The sequence below is a fragment of the Sphingomonas sp. genome (assembly GCF_030145815.1).
Lineage (GTDB): Bacteria > Pseudomonadota > Alphaproteobacteria > Sphingomonadales > Sphingomonadaceae > Sphingomonas.
Map to the genome: position 1 here is coordinate 62,758 of NZ_JAIXHL010000019.1, position 18,574 is coordinate 81,331.

General features: G+C 66.6%; 22 protein-coding genes. 14 read left to right on the forward strand and 8 right to left on the reverse strand.

Going from position 1 to position 18,574, the window contains the following annotated elements:
* Positions 1-147 precede the first annotated feature (147 nt).
* Positions 148-555 (reverse strand): helix-turn-helix domain-containing protein, encoded by a 408-nt coding sequence (locus KYX69_RS16370; RefSeq protein WP_066573173.1) that lies wholly within the window; start codon positions 553-555, stop codon positions 148-150.
* Positions 556-638: 83 nt separating this feature from the next.
* Between KYX69_RS16370 and KYX69_RS16375 the strand changes: the two genes are divergently transcribed.
* Together KYX69_RS16375 and KYX69_RS16380 are read left to right on the forward strand one after the other, a co-directional pair.
* The gene (locus KYX69_RS16375; protein ID WP_066573170.1) at positions 639-1,007 is read left to right on the forward strand and encodes a mercuric transporter MerT family protein; all 369 of its coding nucleotides are present in this window, start codon (positions 639-641) and stop codon (positions 1,005-1,007) included.
* Positions 1,000-1,227, forward strand: a complete 228-nt coding sequence (locus tag KYX69_RS16380; protein ID WP_075152904.1) for a GDCCVxC domain-containing (seleno)protein — start codon at positions 1,000-1,002, stop codon at positions 1,225-1,227. Before KYX69_RS16375 ends, KYX69_RS16380 begins: the two co-directional genes overlap by 8 nt.
* A gap of 67 nt (positions 1,228-1,294) precedes the next feature.
* On the opposite strand, the gene KYX69_RS16385 is transcribed toward KYX69_RS16380, so the two are convergent.
* The 6 genes from KYX69_RS16385 to KYX69_RS16410 form a co-directional block, all read right to left on the reverse strand.
* Complete coding sequence (locus KYX69_RS16385; protein WP_066573168.1) at positions 1,295-1,681, reverse strand: copper-binding protein; 387 nt, start codon at positions 1,679-1,681, stop codon at positions 1,295-1,297.
* Positions 1,678-4,833, reverse strand: a complete 3,156-nt coding sequence (locus tag KYX69_RS16390; RefSeq protein ID WP_066573166.1) for an efflux RND transporter permease subunit — start codon at positions 4,831-4,833, stop codon at positions 1,678-1,680. The genes KYX69_RS16385 and KYX69_RS16390 overlap by 4 nt, the downstream gene beginning before the upstream one ends.
* Positions 4,830-6,308: an efflux RND transporter periplasmic adaptor subunit gene (locus KYX69_RS16395; protein WP_066573165.1), complete on the reverse strand. Its 1,479-nt coding sequence runs from the start codon at positions 6,306-6,308 to the stop codon at positions 4,830-4,832. The genes KYX69_RS16390 and KYX69_RS16395 overlap by 4 nt, the downstream gene beginning before the upstream one ends.
* Positions 6,305-7,531: a TolC family protein gene (locus KYX69_RS16400; RefSeq protein ID WP_066573163.1), complete on the reverse strand. Its 1,227-nt coding sequence runs from the start codon at positions 7,529-7,531 to the stop codon at positions 6,305-6,307. The genes KYX69_RS16395 and KYX69_RS16400 overlap by 4 nt, the downstream gene beginning before the upstream one ends.
* Before the next feature lie 64 nt (positions 7,532-7,595).
* Positions 7,596-7,853 carry a hypothetical protein gene (locus tag KYX69_RS16405; protein ID WP_075152905.1) on the reverse strand — a complete coding sequence of 86 codons (258 nt, stop codon included), beginning with the start codon at positions 7,851-7,853 and terminating at the stop codon, positions 7,596-7,598.
* 96 nt (positions 7,854-7,949) lie between these two features.
* Positions 7,950-8,345, reverse strand: a complete 396-nt coding sequence (locus tag KYX69_RS16410; RefSeq protein ID WP_075152906.1) for a hypothetical protein — start codon at positions 8,343-8,345, stop codon at positions 7,950-7,952.
* A gap of 202 nt (positions 8,346-8,547) precedes the next feature.
* Here KYX69_RS16410 and KYX69_RS16415 point away from each other — a divergent pair, with 202 nt between their 5' ends.
* From KYX69_RS16415 to arsH, 7 genes are all read left to right on the forward strand, one after another.
* On the forward strand, positions 8,548-8,913 hold the full coding sequence (locus KYX69_RS16415; RefSeq protein ID WP_066573158.1) for a hypothetical protein: 366 nt from the start codon (positions 8,548-8,550) through the stop codon (positions 8,911-8,913).
* Between the two features lie 70 nt (positions 8,914-8,983).
* Positions 8,984-9,337, forward strand: coding sequence for a helix-turn-helix domain-containing protein (locus KYX69_RS16420; RefSeq protein ID WP_066573156.1), 354 nt, complete (start codon positions 8,984-8,986; stop codon positions 9,335-9,337).
* On the forward strand, positions 9,334-9,855 hold the full coding sequence (locus tag KYX69_RS16425) for an arsenate reductase ArsC (RefSeq protein WP_066573155.1): 522 nt from the start codon (positions 9,334-9,336) through the stop codon (positions 9,853-9,855). Before KYX69_RS16420 ends, KYX69_RS16425 begins: the two co-directional genes overlap by 4 nt.
* Positions 9,845-10,276: an arsenate reductase (glutaredoxin) gene (gene arsC, locus KYX69_RS16430; RefSeq protein ID WP_066573153.1), complete on the forward strand. Its 432-nt coding sequence runs from the start codon at positions 9,845-9,847 to the stop codon at positions 10,274-10,276. The genes KYX69_RS16425 and arsC overlap by 11 nt, the downstream gene beginning before the upstream one ends.
* Positions 10,273-11,355: an ACR3 family arsenite efflux transporter gene (arsB, locus tag KYX69_RS16435; protein ID WP_066573151.1), complete on the forward strand. Its 1,083-nt coding sequence runs from the start codon at positions 10,273-10,275 to the stop codon at positions 11,353-11,355. Before arsC ends, arsB begins: the two co-directional genes overlap by 4 nt.
* Positions 11,352-11,789 (forward strand): GNAT family N-acetyltransferase, encoded by a 438-nt coding sequence (locus tag KYX69_RS16440; RefSeq protein WP_066573149.1) that lies wholly within the window; start codon positions 11,352-11,354, stop codon positions 11,787-11,789. Before arsB ends, KYX69_RS16440 begins: the two co-directional genes overlap by 4 nt.
* Positions 11,786-12,592 (forward strand): arsenical resistance protein ArsH, encoded by an 807-nt coding sequence (gene arsH, locus KYX69_RS16445; protein ID WP_082737996.1) that lies wholly within the window; start codon positions 11,786-11,788, stop codon positions 12,590-12,592. Before KYX69_RS16440 ends, arsH begins: the two co-directional genes overlap by 4 nt.
* 175 nt (positions 12,593-12,767) lie before the next feature.
* Here the strand turns inward: arsH and KYX69_RS16450 are convergent, their stop codons facing one another.
* The gene (locus tag KYX69_RS16450; protein ID WP_066573147.1) at positions 12,768-14,060 is read right to left on the reverse strand and encodes a tyrosine-type recombinase/integrase; all 1,293 of its coding nucleotides are present in this window, start codon (positions 14,058-14,060) and stop codon (positions 12,768-12,770) included.
* Positions 14,061-14,318: 258 nt separating this feature from the next.
* Between KYX69_RS16450 and KYX69_RS16455 the strand changes: the two genes are divergently transcribed.
* The 5 genes from KYX69_RS16455 (at position 14,319) to KYX69_RS16475 (ending at position 18,565) form a co-directional block, all read left to right on the forward strand.
* A complete protein-coding gene (locus tag KYX69_RS16455; protein WP_300499029.1) occupies positions 14,319-16,148 on the forward strand; it encodes a site-specific integrase in 1,830 nt (609 codons plus the stop codon).
* Between the two features lie 43 nt (positions 16,149-16,191).
* A complete protein-coding gene (locus KYX69_RS16460; RefSeq protein ID WP_300499034.1) occupies positions 16,192-16,644 on the forward strand; it encodes a hypothetical protein in 453 nt (150 codons plus the stop codon).
* Positions 16,645-16,697: 53 nt separating this feature from the next.
* On the forward strand, positions 16,698-17,384 hold the full coding sequence (locus tag KYX69_RS16465; RefSeq protein WP_300499037.1) for a hypothetical protein: 687 nt from the start codon (positions 16,698-16,700) through the stop codon (positions 17,382-17,384).
* Positions 17,385-17,477: 93 nt separating this feature from the next.
* On the forward strand, positions 17,478-17,966 hold the full coding sequence (locus KYX69_RS16470) for a hypothetical protein (protein ID WP_300499039.1): 489 nt from the start codon (positions 17,478-17,480) through the stop codon (positions 17,964-17,966).
* 11 nt (positions 17,967-17,977) lie between these two features.
* A complete protein-coding gene (locus tag KYX69_RS16475; RefSeq protein WP_300499042.1) occupies positions 17,978-18,565 on the forward strand; it encodes a hypothetical protein in 588 nt (195 codons plus the stop codon).
* Positions 18,566-18,574 lie beyond the last annotated feature (9 nt).

The following is an 18,574-nucleotide window of genomic DNA, read 5'->3' on the forward strand; positions in this document are numbered from 1 at the left end:
GGTGGCCGGGGCGCATCGACGAGTCCCTTGTTAAGAATCGTTCGCGATCTGCACCCTCTAGCAGGTCGAGGGTCAAGGGCTATTTCCAAATTCGGCGATCGGATCGCCAACGGCTGGCCAGGCTTGGGCTCAAAGCCCTGGATCCGCTCAATGGCGCGCGGACAATGTACTGATCAGCGGGCACCCGACCTGATCGCCGGCGCTGCAGGCCCGAACGGTGTCGGCGAGCACCCGCTCCATGCGCTTCAAATCCACGATTCGCGCGCGAACCTGCTTGAGGTGCGAGGCCGCGATCTCGCGGGCATCGTCACAGGAGACAGTGTCGGCGGTGGCTATGCCGAGCAGCGCGCGGATCTCGTCCAGCGTGAAGCCCAGTTCGCGGGCGCGCCGGACGAAATTGAGCCGCGCGACATCGGCCGTGCCGAAACTGCGATAGCGGCCGCGTCGCGCGGCCTTGGGCAGGAGCCCGATACGCTCATAATAGCGGATCGTCTCGATATTGCAGCGGGTGCGCCGCGACAGCTCCCCGATTGCGATGGTCTCCGATGTCGTCATCCGCTGCTCGAAATTGGGGGTTGAGTCTGTAGCGGCTACAGACGGTAGGGTGCGATTCCGTTGATCGCAAGGAGTCGCCCATCGTGTCCGGACCGCCTGATTCCCGTCCGCCTTCGGGCGCGCGCGGCGCCGCCATTTTTACGGCCGGCGGCATCGCGGCAGCCTTTGGCGTCGCGTCGTGCTGCGCGCTGCCGATGTTGCTCGCCACCGCTGGCCTCGGCGCCGGTTGGCTCGGCGGTATCGCCATGGCTGCCAGCCCGTATCGGACGCTGCTGCTGTGCGTGAGCGCGCTTTTCCTGATCGGCGGCGCGGTCCTGCTCTGGCGGCAGCAGCGCATCGCGAGGGCCTGCGGCCCCGATGGTGCCTGTACGCCGCCTGGCGTGCGGGTGGTCCTCCTCATCGGCCTGCTGCTCGGCGCGATCCTCCTCTGGCTCGGCTATTCCTATGTCTGAGGGCTCGTTCATTCCCCAATCGACGCTCACCTGTCCGCTGTGCGGGGTGGCAAAGACCGAGACAATGCCGACGAGCGCCTGCCAGTATTTCTATGACTGCAGCGGGTGCGGGGCGGTGCTGCGGCCAAAGGCCGGCGATTGCTGCGTCTTCTGTTCCTATGGCACCGAGCCCTGTCCCCCGATCCAACTCGCGGGACCGGACGCCGCCTGCTGCCGCTAGCCGGACGAGGCCGGGGCGGGCCACCGCCTTAGCGGCGGCCCGGGAACAGGGTTTGGAACCGTGCCGGCTATTGCTTTGCGATCGCGGTCACCTCACCGGCATTGCCGCGAACGGTCAGGTCGAAGGCAATTTTGTCCCCGACAGCGACGCCGCCCAGCAGTTCGGGCTTTGCGGTGAACGCCATCGTCATCGCCGGCCAGCCGAGCTCTGGAATCGGGCCGTGATCGAGCGTGATCTCGCCGGCCGCCTTGTCGAGCGCGGTCACGGTGCCGACGCCCTTGCTCGACTTCGCCTCGGCGGGCATCGCCATATTGCCCGACATAGCGTCCGTGCCGCCGGGCGCGTCGGCCGTCGCGGTGTTGGCGGGTGCCGCCGTATCGCTCGCGGGCTTCTCGCCGCAGGCGGCGAGCAGCATGGCGAGGCCGAGTGCCGGGGTCAGGTAGAGTGGGTTCATTGGTCGTCTCCTTGCAGGTTGCGGGTTGAAGCGGGCGTCGCGCCGGGCCGGCGCATCAGGAGGTAGGCGGCGGGGATCACGAACATCGACAGGAGCGGCGCCGTGAGCATGCCGCCGATCATCGGCGCGGCGATCCGGCTCATGACCTCGGAGCCCGCGCCCGAGCCGACCAGGATCGGCAACAGGCCGGCGATGATCACCGCGACCGTCATCGCCTTGGGCCGGACGCGCAGCAGCGCGCCTTCGCGAACCGCGTGCTGGACCTCGTCGGCGGCGGGTTCGGGCCCGCGCGCCTCGAGCGCATGCTTGAGATAGATGAGCATCACCACGCCGAACTCGGCGGCGACCCCGGCCAGGGCGATGAACCCGACCCCGGTTGCGACCGACTGGTGATAGCCGAGCAGGTAGAGCAGCCAGAAGCCTCCCGTCATCGCGAACGGCAAGGTGCCCATGATCAGCGCCGCTTCGCCGACGCGCCGGAAGATCAGGAACAGCAGCAGGAAGATGATCGCCAGCGTGGCAGGCACCACCAGCATCAGCCGGTCGAGCGCGCGCTGCAGATATTCGAACTGTCCCGAATAGGCGATCGACACGCCCGGCGAGAGCTTGACCTGCCGCGCCACCGCCGCTTGCAGGTCGGACACCACCGAAGCGAGGTCGCGCCCGCGCACATCGACATAGACCCAGGTCGAGGGCCGCCCATTCTCGGTCTTGAGCATCGGCGGCCCGTCGGCGATCGCGACCTTGGCGACGGTGCCGAGCGTGATCTGCTGGCCCGAAGGGGTCAGCACCGGTAGCGCCCGCAAAGCCTCGGGGCTGTCGCGCAGCTCGCGCGGATAGCGCACGCTGATCGGATAGCGTGCCAGCCCCTCGACCGTCTGGCCGATCGTCTCGCCGCCGATCGCGCCGGCGACGATCGCCTGCACGTCGGCGATGTTGAGCCCGTATCGGGCCGCTGCGGCGCGATCGATGTCGATATCGACGTAACGCCCGCCGGTCAGTCGTTCGGCGAGTGCCGAGCCGACGCCGGGGACGGCCTTGGCCACGCCCTCGACGTCGCGCGCGATGCGGTCGATCTCGGCAAGGTCGCTTCCCGATACCTTGACGCCGATCGGGCTCTTGATGCCGGTCGCGAGCATGTCGATGCGGTTGCGGATCGGGGGCACCCAGATATTGGCGAGTCCCGGCACCTTCACCGCGCGGTCGAGCTCCTCGACCAGCTTCTCCGGCGTCATGCCCGGCCGCCACTGGTCGCGAGGCTTGAAGCGGATCGTCGTCTCGAACATCTCGAGCGGTGCCGGGTCGGTCGCGCTCTCGGCACGCCCGGCCTTGCCGAACACGCTCTGCACCTCGGGGACGGTCTTGATCATCCGGTCGGTCTGCTGGAGCAGCTCGGACGCCTTGGCCGCCGACAGCCCGGGCAGTGCCGAGGGCATGTAGAGCAGGTCGCCCTCGTTCATCGCGGGCAGGAACTCGCCGCCGAGCCGCGACACCGGCCAGGCGGTGGTCGCGAACACGAGCAGCGCGATCACCAGCACCGTCTTCGGCCGCCGGAGCGTCCAGTCGATCGCGGGGCGGTACGCGGCGGTGAGCGCACGGTTGATCGGATTGGCCTGCTCGGACGGGATGCGGCCGCGGATCAGCCAGCCCATCAGCACGGGGACCAGCGTCACCGACAGGATCGCTGCCGCCGCCATGGTATAGGTCTTGGTGAAGGCGAGCGGCGCGAACAGCCGCCCTTCCTGCGCCTGAAGCGTAAACACGGGCACGAACGACAGCGTGATGATGAGCAGGCTGAAGAACAGTGCCGGCCCGACCTCGATCGCGGCCTGGGTGATCACCCGCCAGCGCTCGGTGCCTTCCAGCCGCTCGCCGGGATGATCATGCTCCCAGCGCTCCAGCGCCTTGTGCGCGTTCTCGATCATCACGATCGCCGCGTCGACCATGGCGCCGATCGCGATCGCGATGCCGCCCAGCGACATGATATTGGCGTTGACGCCCTGGAAGCGCATCACGACGAAGGCCGCGAGGATGCCGAGCGGCAGGGTCACGATCGCGACCAGCGCCGAGCGGACGTGCCAGAGGAACAGCGCGCAAACGAGCGCGACGACGATGAACTCCTCGATGAGCTTGTGGGTGAGGTTGTCGATCGACGCGTCGATCAGCTGCGAACGATCATAGGTCGGGACGATCGCCACCCCGGCAGGCAGGCTCTTCTTCAGTTCCTCGAGCTTGGTTTGCACGGCTGCGATGGTGGCGCGCGCATCGGCGCCCGAGCGCAGGATGACGACGCCGCCCGCCACCTCGCCATCGCCATCGAGCTCGGCGATGCCGCGCCGCATTTCGGGACCGACCTGGATAGTAGCGACTTCGCCCAGCGTCACCGGGACCCCGCCCGCGGCGGTCCTGAGCGGGATCGCGCGGAAATCGTCCAGCGACTTCAGATAGCCCGAGGCGCGGACCATATATTCGGCCTCGGCCAGCTCGACGACGGCGCCGCCGGCCTCCTGATTGGCGCGCTGGATCGCTTCGACGGCCTGGCTGTGGGTGACGCCGTAGCCGGCGAGCTTCACCGGATCGAGCACGACCTGGTACTGCCTGACCATGCCGCCGATGCTCGCGACCTCGGCGACGCCGGGCAGGCTCTTCAGCTCATAGCGCAGGAACCAGTCCTGCAGGGATCGTAGCTGCGACAGGTCATGGCCGCCGGTGCGGTCGACCAGCGCATATTCATAGACCCAGCCGACCCCCGTCGCATCCGGCCCGATCGCGCTCTTCGCCGCCTCGGGCATCCGGCCCTGCACCTGGTTGAGATATTCAAGGACACGGCTGCGCGCCCAATAGAGATCGGTGCCGTCGGCGAAGATCACGTAGACGAAGCTGTCGCCGAAGAAGCTGTAGCCGCGCACGGTCTTTGCACCCGGTACCGACAGCATCGTGGTTGCCAGCGGATAGGTGACCTGGTTCTCGACGATCTGCGGCGCCTGGCCCGGATAGCTGGTGCGGATGATCACCTGGGTGTCGGACAGGTCGGGCAGTGCGTCGATCGGCGTCACCCGCACCGCCCAGAGTCCGGCGGCGACCAGTGCCAGCGCACCCAGCACGACGAACAGCTTGTTCGCGACCGACCATAGGATGATGCGCGCGATCATTGCCCTGCCTCGCGCGTCATGCGGCGCAATGTCGGCCCTTCGGGCGGCTGGTCGAAGCCGAACCGCACCCGGTCGCCGACCTTGAACCCGCGCGCGAGCGCGGGCGAGCCGAGCCGGAACGTCATCGTCATCGCCGGCCATCTGAGCGCCGGTACAGGGCCATGATCGAGCGTCACGCCGCTGGCGTCGATCTTTCCGATCCTGCCGACCGCTTCATACAGCGCGGGCTGCGCGGCGGGTGGCCGAGCGGAACCCCCGATCGGCCGCGCGGGCACGCTCGACAGGCTCGCTTCGGAATCGAGCAGGAACTGGCCCGATGCGACAATCTTCTCGCCGTCGGAGAGACCCGCGAGGATCTCGGTCTTGCCGCCAGCTTCGCTGCCGGCCTGGACCTCGGCCGGCTGATAGCGGCCCCCCGCAAGTGCCAGCATGACGAGCGTGCGCTTGCCGGTACGGATCACCGCTTCGGATGGCACGAGCAGCGCGGAGCGGCTCGCGCCTCCAAAGTCCACGCTCGCGAACATACCCGGGCGCAAGCGTCCGCCGCGATTGGGCAACTCGATCCGTACCGTCAGCGTGCGGCTCTCGGCCTGGATGTCAGGCAGGATCGCGGCGACGCGGCCGGTGAACCGCTCGCCCGGCCAGGCGGAGAGCGTCGCCGTCGCGCTTTGGCCGGGGCGGAGCTGCCCCGCCAGCGCTTCGGGAACCGCGGCGTTGAGCCACACCGTTGCGAGTCCATTGACTTCGGCAAGGGTTTGTCCGGCGGTAACGGTCATGCCCTGGCGCACGCCGAGCGTCTTGATCGTGCCGCCGGCCGGTGTCGCGATCGTGATCACATTGTGCGGCCGGCCGCCGCGCTCGACCGCGGCGATCGTGCCGGGCGGCATGCCGAGCAGCGCGAGCCGCTGGCGCGCCGCCTGTGCCAGCGCCGGATTGCCGGTTCGGCGCACCGCAAGATACTCGGCCTGGGCGCCCGCCCATTCGGGAATGAGCAGGTCGGCAAGCGGCGCCCCCGCGCCGATCACATCGCCCGGCGCCCGGGCATAGACGCGTTGCACAAATCCGGCGGCGCGCGCCTGGACGATCGCCACGTCGCGCTGGTTGAAATCGATCGTGCCGGTGGCGGTGAGGCCGCTCGCCAATGCGCCGCGTTCGGCGGTGGCGACACGAAGCCCCAGGCTTTGCACCCGCGCCGGATCGATGGCCATGCCAGGCGCGCCCTGCGCGCCCTCATCGGCGTATTTGGGCACGAGCTGCATATCCATGAACGGCGACTTGCCCGGCTTGTCGAAATGCTGGCTCGGCACCATCGGGTCGTACCAGTAGAGGATCTTGCGGCCGTCCTGGCCGGCCTGTTGCGGCGGCGCATCGGTCCGGCCGAACTGGGCGATGCCGTAGCCGGCGGCGCCCGCGGCAAGCGCAAGAACGGCACCGGCAAGCCCGAGCCGGGCGCGGTGTGAAAGCTGGATGGTCATTGGTCACCCCCATAGGTCAGCACCAGCCGCGCGGCGTCGCGCGCGACGGTGGCTTCGCGGTCGAGCATCTGGAGCGCGGCACCGGCGAACATTGTCTGGGCCTGGATCAGGTCGAGCAGGGTCGCACGGCCGGCGGAATAGCTCACCGTCTCGAGATCGGCCCGCTGGCGGGCAAGCGGGAGCAGCGTGTCCTTCGCGCGCATCCATTGCCCATGGTGCATGACATGGTCGGCAAGGCCCGCTTCGAGCTCGGCGCGCAGGGCGCGCCGGACATCCTCACGCTGCGCCAGGACGGCCCCTTCGCTGGCGACCGCGGCGTCGATCCTGGGATCCTGACGCTTCCGGGTAAACAGCGGAAGGCTCATGGTCGCGCCCAACGAGACCATGTCGCCATAGCCACTGCCGCGCTTCTGATAGGCAAGCTCGAACCCCCAATCGGGACGCTTCTCGGCGCGTGCCAGCGAGACATCGGCCTCGGCGGCACGCACGCGCGCGATCACGGCTGCGAGATCGGGATGCCGGTCGATCGTGGCGCGCAGCGCCTCCGGCTCGATCGCGAAATTCGGGATCGCGCCCTCGATCTCAGGGCTGGGGTCGCCGGTCCAGCGCGACAGGATCGCGCGCGCGCGCGCCACTTCGGCGGCGACCTCGCTGCGCCGGTCCTCGAGCGCGGCGATCGCCTGGCGAATTTCGAGGGTCTGGGCCGGGCGCGCCGAGCCCGACGCGACGCTCGACGCTGCCGGCGCCACATATTGCGCGAGCTCGGCGAGCGCTTGGTCGAGCGCACCGAGCCGCCGTTGCGCATAGGCAAGGTCGATCCAGGCAAGCGCGGTCGCCACCCGCACCCGGCGCAACTCGGCCCCGGCATCGGCTTCGGCGACGCCGATATCCGCATCGGCCTTGCCGCTGCGCGCATGGCGCTTGGCGAGGTTCGGTACGTCCTGGCTGATACCGAGCCGTGCCATCGTCATCTCGTCACGACCAAAGCGAAAGGCGGGCGGCCCCGAGATCGGAACATTGTCGAGCCCGGCGCCGAGGCGGGGATCGGGCAGTTGGCCGGCGGCGGTCGCGGAGGAACGCCGCGCCTCGACGTCGAACGACCGCGCCTTGAGCGACGGCGCCTGCGCGGCCGCGACGGCCAGCGCGTCGTCAAAGGTCAGCGGGTCAGCGACGGCCGCGGTGGGAAGCGTCGCGAGCAGCGACGCCAGCAAGAAGGTGCGCATGGCGATCTCCTGACATGGAAGCCTGCGATGCCGGCGGGGCGCTGCCGCCCCGCCGGCATCGGACTCAGCTAGGCTCGCCGCGCGAGGGCGCCATGCAGCCGGTCGCGTGCGTCGCCATCATCGCGCAGTCGCACGATGCCGCCGGTGTGGCGTCGGCCACCCAGACACGGCGCGGCGGCGCAATCGGCGCGCGCGGCCCGAACTGGGGCTGGGGGCGCCATTCGTAATGACCGGAGGCGGCAGGCGGGTTCGCGGCCTGGGCGGCGGCGGGCAGGATCGTGGCCGCGGCGAGTGTCGCAGCGAGACAGGCAAATCGAGTCATCGGTGTTGTCCTTGAACTGAATTTCGGAGTGGCACGGCGCGGTGCGCGAAGGATCGAAACGATCCATTCAGGCGCGACGCGACGCGGGTCTCGAAGTCAGATCAGGACTGTGGGCGGCTCGGGTTCGGGGCCGTAGGACCGCCCGGCAAGCGGCGCGATATAGGTCGGCAGGAACGGGATCGGCATGGCCGGCGAGAGGGTGGCAGGCGCCGGGCCGTCGCCAAGCAGGACGGGGATGGTGCAGCCCATCTGTGCGATACAGGCGAGCGTCAGCCCCTTGCACGGCTGCGGTCCCTTTTCGGGGGGCTGCGGCTGGGCCGGTGTCATCATCTCGGCGCAGTCCATGCCAGCCATGGCATGGTCGGCCATCGCCATTGGCTGTTCGACCGCGGCCGGTTTTGCCAGCCCCAAACCGTAGGCGAACGCCGCCTGCGCACCGAACATGCCGGTCAGGGCTCCCGCGAGGAGTAGCAAGGCGAGCAAGCGTTTCACGCGATCAGATCCTAGTCGATCTCCGAGGCAGCGACAATCGGTATGACGACGGCCGCCCGGATTGTCCGATCCTCGACCGGTCGGGGAGCGCTTAGGCCCTTCGATCCCGACGCCATTTCGGCAATTGCAAATTCCATATTTCCACAATAGTGGAACTACAGAATCGATTCGCGTAAAGCTTCTTCACGCACGGGAGGATTGGATGACAGGGTTGATCGCGTCGACCGCATTCCTGCTGCTCGTCGCAGCGCCTGCACAATGGGAACCACCCGAGGAAGTGCTGCAAGTACGTATCAACGGCAAAGGCGATTGGGCGGTGCGTTGTGCGTTTCAGGACAGCAGGGGCAAGGCTGTGATCAAGGAAGCACGGCCGGGCACCGACAGGCTGCATCTGAACCGGCCCGCTAGCGGCACCTGCACCTATCGGGCAGCGCCTGACAGACCGATGACGATCCGCCTCAAAAGCGCGTTGTATCGGTGCTCCCTGCCCGGTCCCGAACCCAAGACCTGCCAGCAAACCTTCCCGGCAGGCACGTGGGGTCAATTTCAAATCCAGAGCCGGGACTGATCGCATGGTGGTGGCGGCGAACGGCGCGACGGAGATTTGTCGGATTCGACATTTCCGCTACAGGCGAAACATGGAACTGAAAAATGCCGTCGCCGCCCTGTCCGCGCTCGCCCATGAGGCGCGCCTCGCTGTCTTTCGCATGCTCGTTCAGGCAGGTCCCGAAGGGCTCGCCGCTGGCGAGATCGCGCGGCGGCTCGACGTGCCGCCGAACACGCTTTCGTCCAATCTCAACATCCTGTCGCACGCGGACCTGATCGAGAGCAGGCGCGATGGCCGTTCGATCATCTACACCGCGCGCTACGCCAACATGACCGAGCTGCTCGAGTTCCTGATGCAGGACTGTTGCGATGGTTCGCCTGAGATTTGCGCGCCACTCGCCAGCGTTGCGATCAGCAGCCGCTGCATTCCCGAAGGTCAAGCATGAGCGGGCGCATCTACAATGTCCTGTTCCTGTGCACCGGCAATTCGGCGCGCTCGGTTTTAGCCGAAAGCGCCCTGAATAAGCTCGGGGCTGGACGCTTCCGGGGCTTTTCGGCCGGCAGCCATCCCAAGGGCGAGGTTCATCCTGCCGCTCTCGAATTGCTGCAATCGATCGATTATCCGGTCGAGGGATTACGCTCGAAGAGCTGGGACGAATTCGCCGGGCCCGGCGCGCCCGAGATCGATTTCATCTTCACCGTCTGCGACAATGCCGCAGGTGAAATCTGCCCGGTCTGGCCGGGGCATCCGATCACCGCGCATTGGGGAATCGACGATCCGGCGCTTGTCGAGGGCGATGGCCAGCGCGACGCGTTCAGGCAGGCACTCTATTATCTTTCCAACCGCATCTCGCTGTTCCTCGCGCTGCCGCACGAAAGCCATGACCGCATGGCGCTAACCGGAAAACTCCGCGCGATCGGGCGCGGCGAAGGCGCAACCAAGGCGAGTAGACATGGCGACTGACATCATCATCTATCACAATCCCGAATGCGGGACGTCGCGCAACACGCTGGCGATGATCCGCAATGCCGGCATCGAGCCGCATGTGATCAAATATCTGAAGACCCCGCCCGCGCGCGCCTTGCTCGAGCAGTTGATCGATCGGGCCGGGCTGACGCCGCGCGCGCTGCTGCGCGAGAAAGGCACGCCCTATGCCGAGCTGGGCCTGGGTGACGGGGCGCTGTCGGACGAAATCCTTGTCGATGCGATGATGGCGCATCCGATCCTGATCAACCGCCCGCTCGTGGTGAGCCCGCTCGGGGTCCGGCTGTGCCGCCCCTCCGAGGCAGTGCTCGACATTCTGCCGGCGCCGCAGCAGGGCGCCTTCGCCAAGGAAGATGGTGAGCGGGTCGTCGACGAAGCCGGCAATCGGATCCCGGCATGAGTAGCGGCATTGTGGCGGACGCGCCGGCCGCAGCACCGGCGCGCGCCGGCATCGGCTTCTTCGAGCGCTGGCTGACACTTTGGGTTGCGCTCTGCATCGTTGCAGGAATCGCGCTCGGCGCATGGGTGCCGGGTGTGTTCGCGCGGATCGCGGCGGCCGAGGTCGCACGGGTCAACCTCGTCGTCGCAGTGCTGATCTGGCTGATGATCGTACCGATGCTGCTCAAGATCGACTTCGGTGCGTTGGGTTCGGTGAAACAGCATTGGAAGGGCGTCGGCGTCACCCTGTTCATCAACTGGGCGGTCAAACCCTTCTCCATGGCACTGCTCGGCGCTGTCTTCATCGGCTGGCTGTTCGCGCCGCTGCTGCCGGGTAGCCCGTCCGACTATATCGCAGGCCTGATCCTGCTCGCCGCCGCGCCGTGCACCGCAATGGTGTTTGTCTGGTCGAATCTGTGCGACGGCGAGCCCAATTATACGCTGAGCCAGGTCGCGCTCAACGATCTCATCATGGTGTTCGCCTTCGCGCCGCTGGTCGGACTGCTGCTCGGCGTCGCCTCGATCACGGTACCCTGGGACACATTGTTGCTCTCGGTCGTACTCTACATCGTCCTGCCGGTGATCGCGGCGCAGTTGCTGCGCCGGGCCTTGCTGACAAGCGGCGGCCAGCCTGCGCTCGACAAGCTGCTCAGGGCGCTGGGGCCCATCTCGCTCTCGGCCCTGCTCGCGACGCTGGTGCTGCTGTTCGGCTTTCAGGGCGAGCAGATCCTGTCGAGGCCGCTGGTGATCGTGCTGCTCGCGGTACCGATCATCATCCAGGTCTATTTCAATGCCGGGCTCGCCTATTGGCTGAGCAAGAAGCTCGGAGTCGCCTGGTGCGTCGCTGCGCCAGCGGCATTGATCGGCGCCTCCAACTTCTTCGAGCTGGCGGTGGCTGCGGCGATTTCGCTGTTCGGACTCAACTCGGGCGCGGCGCTCGCGACCGTGGTTGGGGTGCTCGTCGAAGTGCCGGTCATGCTTTCGGTCGTCGGCATCGTGAAGCGCACGCGCGGGTGGTATGAGGCGGGCGCCGCGGCATGACCGACCTGGTGTTCTTCGCGGTACCGCGCGGCGGCTACGACATTTTGCGCAGGGCGCTCGAAGAGGCTGAGCTTCCCACAATCGACCTCGAGCAGCCCGGCCGCCTGTTCTTCGGCCTGTCCGACGCGGCAGGCCCGATCGGCTATGTCGGGCTGGAAGGCGACAGCGCCGACCGGCTACTGCGCTCGCTGGTGGTGCTGCCCAGCCGCCGCGGCGCAGGGCACGGTACAACGCTCGTCCGCGAGCTCGAGACGATCCTGCCTGGGGAGGTGACGCGCCTCCATTTGCTCACCGACTCGGCCGCCCCCTTCTTCCGGCGGCTCGGCTTTGCCGATGCCGACCGAGCCGAGGCGCCGCCCGGCATCGCCGCCACTGAACAACTCGCCTCGCTCTGCCCAGCGAGCGCTTCGTATCTCGTGAAGGACATGCAATGAGCCGGGTTCGCGTACTCTGTGATGCCGATCGTTTCCCCGCCCTCGATCCATCCTATGTGATCGCCCGGCCGGCACTGGGTCTCGGTGCCGACCAGTCGCCGCCGCGCATCCTGTTGCTCTACGGATCGCTGCGCGAGCGCTCCTTCTCGCGCTTCGCAGTCGAGGAAGCCGCGCGCCTGCTCCAGCTGTTCGGCGCTGAGACGCGGATCTTCGACCCCTCCGATCTGCCGCTGCCCGATCAGGTCCAGGGTGACGACCATCCCGCTGTCCATGAGCTGCGCGAACTGTCGATGTGGTCCGAAGGGCAGGTCTGGTGCAGTCCCGAACGCCATGGGCAGGTCTCGGGCATCATGAAGGCGCAGGTCGATCATTTGCCGCTGAACATGGGCGGCATGCGCCCAACCCAGGGCCGCACCCTCGCCGTCATGCAGGTATCGGGCGGCTCGCAGTCGTTCAATGCTGTCAACACGCTGCGCCTGCTCGGCCGCTGGATGCGGATGTTCACCATCCCCAACCAGTCGAGCGTGGCGATGGCGTACAAGGAGTTCGACGAGGCGGGCCGGATGAAGCCGTCGAGCTATTACGACCGGATCGTCGACGTGATGGAGGAGTTGGTCCGCTTCACGGTGCTGCTCCGGCCGCAGGCCGACCAGCTCGTTGACCGCTATTCCGAGCGCAAGCAGGCCGACCGGGTGATCGATCCGGCCACCGACCTCTCGGCGATCGCACTCGGCCAGGGTTGTGGCCGCCTGGGGGATAAGGCGCTCGATCTTTCGTGCGGGGCCGGCAAGCCGGTCGGCTAGCGCTTACGGTGCGGCATGGAGATGGGCCGCGAGATCGATCGGCGTCGGTGGGATCGATCGGCGCGCTTTGGTCGAGCGCGTGCCTGCCGGCTTCCATCTTCGTTGGCATGCCGGTGCCGTGCGAGCATGGCGATGCGGTATGACGCGTCTGGCGGCTGGCCGTCCTATGCCTGTCTCATGCCGCGATCGGCATCAGCGGCACCACCGCTCGCGCGACCAGTTCGTCGAGCCCCTCGGTGATCCAGCGCGAATAATGCCGCTCGATCATCGCGACCGAGGTGTCGTGGAGAGCGGCGACCAGCCGGATCGGCAGCCCGGCGCGCAGGCCGCGCACGATCGAGGAGTGACGCAGGCCATAGGGGATGGTCGCGGCGGGTAGTCCGGCCGCTGTGACGGTGCGCTTCCACATCCGGGTCATCTCGGACGGCGCGCTCCAGGGGCCGCGATCGACGCGCACCCATTCCATCGGGCCGGTCTGCCTGTGGCGCCAATGCTCGAGCAGCGGCGCCGAGAGCGTCCTGCCCTCGGTCACCGGCCGGAGTGCGGCGAGGATGTCCTGCCCGACCTGGACACGGATATATTGGAGCTGGCGCTTTCTGCCCTTGAACGACTGCGGGATCATCAGCCGCGCTTGTTCGGCCTGGACGTCGCCGACGGTCATGCGGGCAAGCTGCGAGAAGCGCGCGCCGGTGGCGGCCAGCAGCGCGACCAGCCGCCCGAAATCCTCCTCGAGGCGAAGCGCCGCGGCGACGATGCGGCGGACTTCGTCGTCGCTGAGGATCTGGTTGTCGCGCGCGACGGTGATCAGCACTTCGGGCGCATCGATCTTGAGCCCGTATTTGATCGTGGTGGGCAGGTCGGCGGGCAGTGCCTTGCGGTGCTCGACGAACGCGGCATTGAGCGCGGCTTTCAGATCGTTGACGACGCGCTGGATGCTCGCGGGTTTCTTGCGGGCAAGGCGCAGCTGCCAGGCGCGCAGGTCGCTTTCGCTGAGGCAGGCAAGGGTGACCGAGGAGAGCTTCTCATCCTCGAGCACGAAGCGGTTGAGCTTGTAATGCGCGTCGGAATTGAGGGTGCGGCCGGCCTGGCTCGAGCGGCGAGCGTCGCGCATGGCGACATAGGTGCGGGTCGCGTCGCCGACGGTCATGGCGGGATCGCTCGCGCTGGAAGCGGGTCCGTTGGTCTCGATCTCGATCCAGTGCAGCGCCGCGTCGAAGGCCTGTTTGTAGCTGAGGATGTCGCGGCCATTGGCGTCGCGCAGGTCGTCGGCTTCGCCAAGCGTGCCGGTGACATAGGCTTGCGTGTCGGCGCAGTGATAGCGGGCGATCCAGGCGCCTTTCAATTTGCCGCGATAATAGCCGAGAAACTGGCCTTGCGAGAGCTGGCGCCAATAGGGGCGCTTGCGGGGCAAGAGCCGCGCGCGGGCGGTGCGGTCCTGTATCCGGACTTCGACGGCGGTACGGGCCATAAGACAAGCGGGACTCGATTATTTCTCTCTTATCCTAGCCGGATTTGCCGGGATCGGCAAGGACGACTTATCTCTAACTATCTGTAATCATTGACGTCCAGGAACGTCCGAACACGTTTTGTTCTATGGCTTTCACGGCTGAAACACGGGTTCGATTCCCGTAGGGGTCACCAATCTGCTTAAAATCGGCAGAATTGGCGGTTTTCCGAACATTTAAGTCTCTGTGGGTACACCTGATGAGTACACCGGAGACGTTCGATGACCAAGATCAAGGGCCTATGGCAGGATCCCCGCAGCGGCATCTTCTACCTTCGCCGGAAGGTGCCCGAGGCGCTGCGGCCGATGTTCAACTGCGGCGAGCTCTACAAGGTGACGCTCGGCACGTCGGATGCGCGTGAGGCCGGGAAGAAGCTGGCGATCGCCAATGGCGAGTTCGAGAAGAAGCTGGCCACCTTCCGTGAAACGCTGAAGAACCAGGGCGGTGGCGCCCTTTCGGCTGAGGAGGCTCAGGCGCTGGTCGAGCGGCACCTTACGCGGCGATCGGGAAGCGGCTTCGCTTCGGGCGGGGTGGATGTCGCGTTCGTGCTGCGCGAGCTCGATGATGCGGTAGCAGATCTCGCGGGTGAGCGCCTGCCGACCGCCCAATCGATGCCGCCAGCAGAATGGATTGCCTATCGCAAGCGCGTGGCGGGCAGCGACACCGATGACGAACTGTCCGAGGAGACCATCGCGCGGCTCGAAGCGGAAATGGCGGCTCGTCATCGCCATCTGGGCGAGCTCTGGTTCGACTATCAACGCCGGACGCCACGTCGGCGCTGGCGGGCGCTGCTTACCGAGCAGGTCGCCGCGCTCAAGCGCCAGATCGGTCTTGCAGAGGGCAACATCCCCGGCATCGACGAGCCGCTGGCCGACGCGATCGCGGCGGCGCTCGCCGCACCTCAAGTGCGAGAACAGTTGCCGCAGGTGCAGTCTCTGCGACGTCGCCCCAACGCGACCCGCGCGCGCCCCGACATGAAGCTGCGCGACCTCGCCAAGGAATGGAAGGCGGCACGCAAGCCGGGCAAGAAGGCCGTTGCGGCGGCCGACAAAGCGGTCGAGGACTTCACCAGCTACATCGGCGACATCGGCATTGGCGAGATCACGGCCGATGACTGTTTCGAGTTCCGCGACGCTGTGGCCAAGATGCCGGCAAGCATGTCCCGCGCGCATCGCAGCCTCGCATTCGTCGATCAATACGCACTCTACGCCCGGCGCGAGGATCTCGAGCGGGTCAAACCCGCATCGGTCAAGAAATATCTGGGCGCGATCCAAGCGCTGCTGGGGTTCGCCTTCCAGGAGCGCTTCATTCCCGCCAACGTCTCGGCCGGGATCAAGGTCGAGGGCTATTCCAAATCCAGCGACCGGCGGCCGTTCACCCATGACGAGCTCTCGAAGTTGTTCGCGCTCCCGCTGTTCACCCAATCCTGGTCGATCGAGCACAGCAAGGCGGCCGTGTCCGATGTGACGCTACGCTGGCTGTTTCTGCTCGCGCTGTTCACCGGCGGACGAATCGAGGAACTTGGACAGATCCTGCTCGCCGACATCAAGCAAGAGGGACAGGTCTGGTATGTCGATATCGACGACTACATCGACCCTGCCAACCTGGAAGCGACCAAGCGGGTCAAGACCGAGGCGTCGATCCGCCTGCTGCCGCTCCACCCCCGGCTGGTTGCGCTCGGACTCATCAAGCGCGTCGAGGCGCTGCGGGCGGCCGGCGAAACCAAGCTGTTTCCCGATCTCACCCCCGATTCGCTCGACGTCCAGACTAAGGAAGCGAGCCGGCGCGCCGGCCGGATCATCGACAAGGTCAGCGTCGATCCACGTCTCGTGTTCCATAGCTTCCGGCACACGTTCAAGGATCTGTGCCGCGACGCCGACATTCCGATCGATGTGCATGATCAGCTCAGTGGTCATGCTCCTGCGAGCACCGGTGGGCGCTACGGTTTCGGGCGCGCGGTCGCCAAGCTCGCCCAGCATTTGGCGCAGCTGAAGCTGGAGATGATCGACTGGGCGGCGATCGAGACCGCGGCAGCGGCGCGCGCTAGCTGATCTTGTGCCAACCGCCTATGCAATCAGGCTGGCGAAACCTAAGATGCATGATCGTTACCTCTCCGATCCGCTCGACGACCTCCTGCAGCGGGCAGGTCTGTCGCCCGTCAAGGTCGATATGGCGCTTGAGCGACTGGCGCGGCTCTGGCGGCCCACTGTCCTCAAGCCCGGCCATGTGTATCTGCGGCAGATCCGCGAGCGAACCGACATTAACGTGGTCGGCATTTCGCGCCGCTACCGGCGGCTGCTCGTCGAAATCGAGCAATTCAAGGATAAGCAGTTGCTCTGGCGCTACCATGAACGGAGCCGATCGGACTGCGCCTTCGCCTGCGCAGGGCAGATCCCGCACACAGTCCGCGACGCTCTGCTCGGACAGCCGCTGCGAACGCTCGTCGTACCCACGCCCGCCATCGGCGCGGTGACCATCGATAGCCTGTCGCGCGACCGTGACGGCTGGCTGGACCTCAAAGTCACCCCCGAATGGCGCTATTTCTGACTCTGGCTACCCTCGCTCTTCCCGGATGCATGCCCGCGCCCTAGCATCGGCGCATGGCAGATCGTTCGCATCACCGTCTCAGCGCAGCCCATCTCGATGATCTGGCAATGGTCATTCTCACCACGCCCCCCGGATCAGACCCGACCGCCACCCATCCTGAACTCGATGAGGAATCGCGCGCGCGCCTGCGCACGCGGCTCAAGCTGATCAGCCGGCACGACTGGCCTGCTAACATGATGGAGGATCCGGCGATTCGCCGTGGCTATACGCTGCGGCAGTGCTTCCGGCTTATGACGGTTTTGCTCCTGCTCGACGCACATGTGCCGCCGAGCGTCGCCGTCCCGATCGTCCGAAGCAATGAGCTGCTCTTCCTCCGCACGATTGCGCCGCGCCTGACCAGCGCGGGACCGAGCGCCGCAGGCGACCCAATCGCGGTCGTCCTGCTCGGCCAACTATGGGAATGGGTCGATGTGGTCGCGTCGGCAGCCGTAGATCCTTATCGCGTCCGCACGATCGCACGTGCCGAACTGAGCAGCCTATGGTCGAGTGATCAGGATCTCGGCTCGGCAGGGCAGCGACTCGTGATCGATATCGGCGGTGCTGGCCGGACGATGTGGCATTGGATGCGGGTCCGCGGCCTCATGCCGGAAGACGCGTTGACCGACCTGCTTACGGAGATCGAGAAGGCATCGGCTGAACCGCCTTATCGGCCTGCCGGTGAACGATCCAGACGCCGTTGACGATCACCAGAAATATTTTGGGGTCACATGACCCCGACAACTTGACATTGCCCTGCTAGTTAAATATTCCTGCCCCAACGCAGGAGGTTCGCCATGTCGCATGAACTCGTTTTGGCGCAGGTGCGCCCCTGGGGCAGCACGCTGCAGCCCGTTACCATCGGACGATCGCACGTCGTGCTGCAGGCGCCCGACGGGCACCTGTGGGACAGTGTGCGGGACGCGTTCTGGGGGCATCACCTCGACATGTGCATGTGCGAGGACCAGACTGATCAGCTCGAGCTGATGCGCGCTACCTTGCGCTGCGTTGCAGAAGAGATGTACAGGATCGATCCACAAGCGATGATCCAGCACCTGTTTGATGGCAGCGAGTTGTTCTTCCGCTGCTACATGCTCGACCTTTCCAATCGCGACCTGCTCGAGCATCAGGGTACCGTGTTCAAGCACGCCCAGCTCTCGAGCCTGGGTTGGTCGGTGCTTGCGATGCTCGAGGCCACCAAGCCCGTCATCATCGATCATGACGATGCAACCCAGCAGCGTTCCGCCGCCATTCAGCGTGGCGAGCAGCGCATCCTCGCCAGCTAAGGAGAAAAGGCATGCCCGATAACACCTTTAATCGCGGGGCCACGCCGGTGGCCGGCGGCACCCTGTTCGAGCGCATGCGGCGCACGATCCATATGCCGGCGGTCGATGTGCAGGACGACATTCCGCGGTTCCTGCACGCGCCGGCGACCGGCACGCGCGATCTCGTGGTCGTCGAGACGGCGGCACCGCCGAGTGACGGCGCGGTGCGCTTCACGCGCGGCGAGATTGATGGTCAGCCGGCGGTACTGATGCAGGAGCGCGGCGCCGACGGCGCCTGGACCGAGAGCTGGTCGCTGCCGACCGACTCCATCGACGCACGCGAAGGCATGATCGGCTGGCTCAACACCCAGTGCCACCGCTGGGAGCGGTTCGCGACCATGCTCCACCGCCGGGGCGCGGACGAGCTCACCCACTGGATCTTCGAGCTGATGGTGGTGCCCAGCACCGATCACGCCACCCCGCCCCGGTTCGAACCGCAACGCTGGACCACGCTCCAGCAATATGCCGCCCCGTCGTTCCGGCAGTCGAGCCGCGTGTCGAGGATCATCGACGATTGCGCGTGCCGGCCCGGCAGCGTGCAATCGACCCGCGATTTCTGATCGTCCGCC

Bases quoted from the DNA above. Each gene is read 5' to 3' on its own strand.
- KYX69_RS16370 (WP_066573173.1), bottom strand. From the start codon at position 555: ATGACGACATCGGAGACCATCGCAATCGGGGAGCTGTCGCGGCGCACC.
- KYX69_RS16380 (WP_075152904.1), top strand. From the start codon at position 1,000: ATGTCTGAGGGCTCGTTCATTCCCCAATCGACGCTCACCTGTCCGCTG.
- KYX69_RS16385 (WP_066573168.1), bottom strand. From the start codon at position 1,681: ATGAACCCACTCTACCTGACCCCGGCACTCGGCCTCGCCATGCTGCTC.
- KYX69_RS16390 (WP_066573166.1), bottom strand. From the start codon at position 4,833: ATGATCGCGCGCATCATCCTATGGTCGGTCGCGAACAAGCTGTTCGTC.
- KYX69_RS16395 (WP_066573165.1), bottom strand. From the start codon at position 6,308: ATGACCATCCAGCTTTCACACCGCGCCCGGCTCGGGCTTGCCGGTGCC.
- KYX69_RS16400 (WP_066573163.1), bottom strand. From the start codon at position 7,531: ATGCGCACCTTCTTGCTGGCGTCGCTGCTCGCGACGCTTCCCACCGCG.
- KYX69_RS16405 (WP_075152905.1), bottom strand. From the start codon at position 7,853: ATGACTCGATTTGCCTGTCTCGCTGCGACACTCGCCGCGGCCACGATC.
- KYX69_RS16415 (WP_066573158.1), top strand. From the start codon at position 8,548: ATGACAGGGTTGATCGCGTCGACCGCATTCCTGCTGCTCGTCGCAGCG.
- KYX69_RS16420 (WP_066573156.1), top strand. From the start codon at position 8,984: ATGGAACTGAAAAATGCCGTCGCCGCCCTGTCCGCGCTCGCCCATGAG.
- KYX69_RS16425 (WP_066573155.1), top strand. From the start codon at position 9,334: ATGAGCGGGCGCATCTACAATGTCCTGTTCCTGTGCACCGGCAATTCG.
- arsC (WP_066573153.1), top strand. From the start codon at position 9,845: ATGGCGACTGACATCATCATCTATCACAATCCCGAATGCGGGACGTCG.
- arsB (WP_066573151.1), top strand. From the start codon at position 10,273: ATGAGTAGCGGCATTGTGGCGGACGCGCCGGCCGCAGCACCGGCGCGC.
- KYX69_RS16440 (WP_066573149.1), top strand. From the start codon at position 11,352: ATGACCGACCTGGTGTTCTTCGCGGTACCGCGCGGCGGCTACGACATT.
- arsH (WP_082737996.1), top strand. From the start codon at position 11,786: ATGAGCCGGGTTCGCGTACTCTGTGATGCCGATCGTTTCCCCGCCCTC.
- KYX69_RS16450 (WP_066573147.1), bottom strand. From the start codon at position 14,060: ATGGCCCGTACCGCCGTCGAAGTCCGGATACAGGACCGCACCGCCCGC.
- KYX69_RS16455 (WP_300499029.1), top strand. From the start codon at position 14,319: ATGACCAAGATCAAGGGCCTATGGCAGGATCCCCGCAGCGGCATCTTC.
- KYX69_RS16460 (WP_300499034.1), top strand. From the start codon at position 16,192: ATGCATGATCGTTACCTCTCCGATCCGCTCGACGACCTCCTGCAGCGG.
- KYX69_RS16465 (WP_300499037.1), top strand. From the start codon at position 16,698: ATGGCAGATCGTTCGCATCACCGTCTCAGCGCAGCCCATCTCGATGAT.
- KYX69_RS16470 (WP_300499039.1), top strand. From the start codon at position 17,478: ATGTCGCATGAACTCGTTTTGGCGCAGGTGCGCCCCTGGGGCAGCACG.
- KYX69_RS16475 (WP_300499042.1), top strand. From the start codon at position 17,978: ATGCCCGATAACACCTTTAATCGCGGGGCCACGCCGGTGGCCGGCGGC.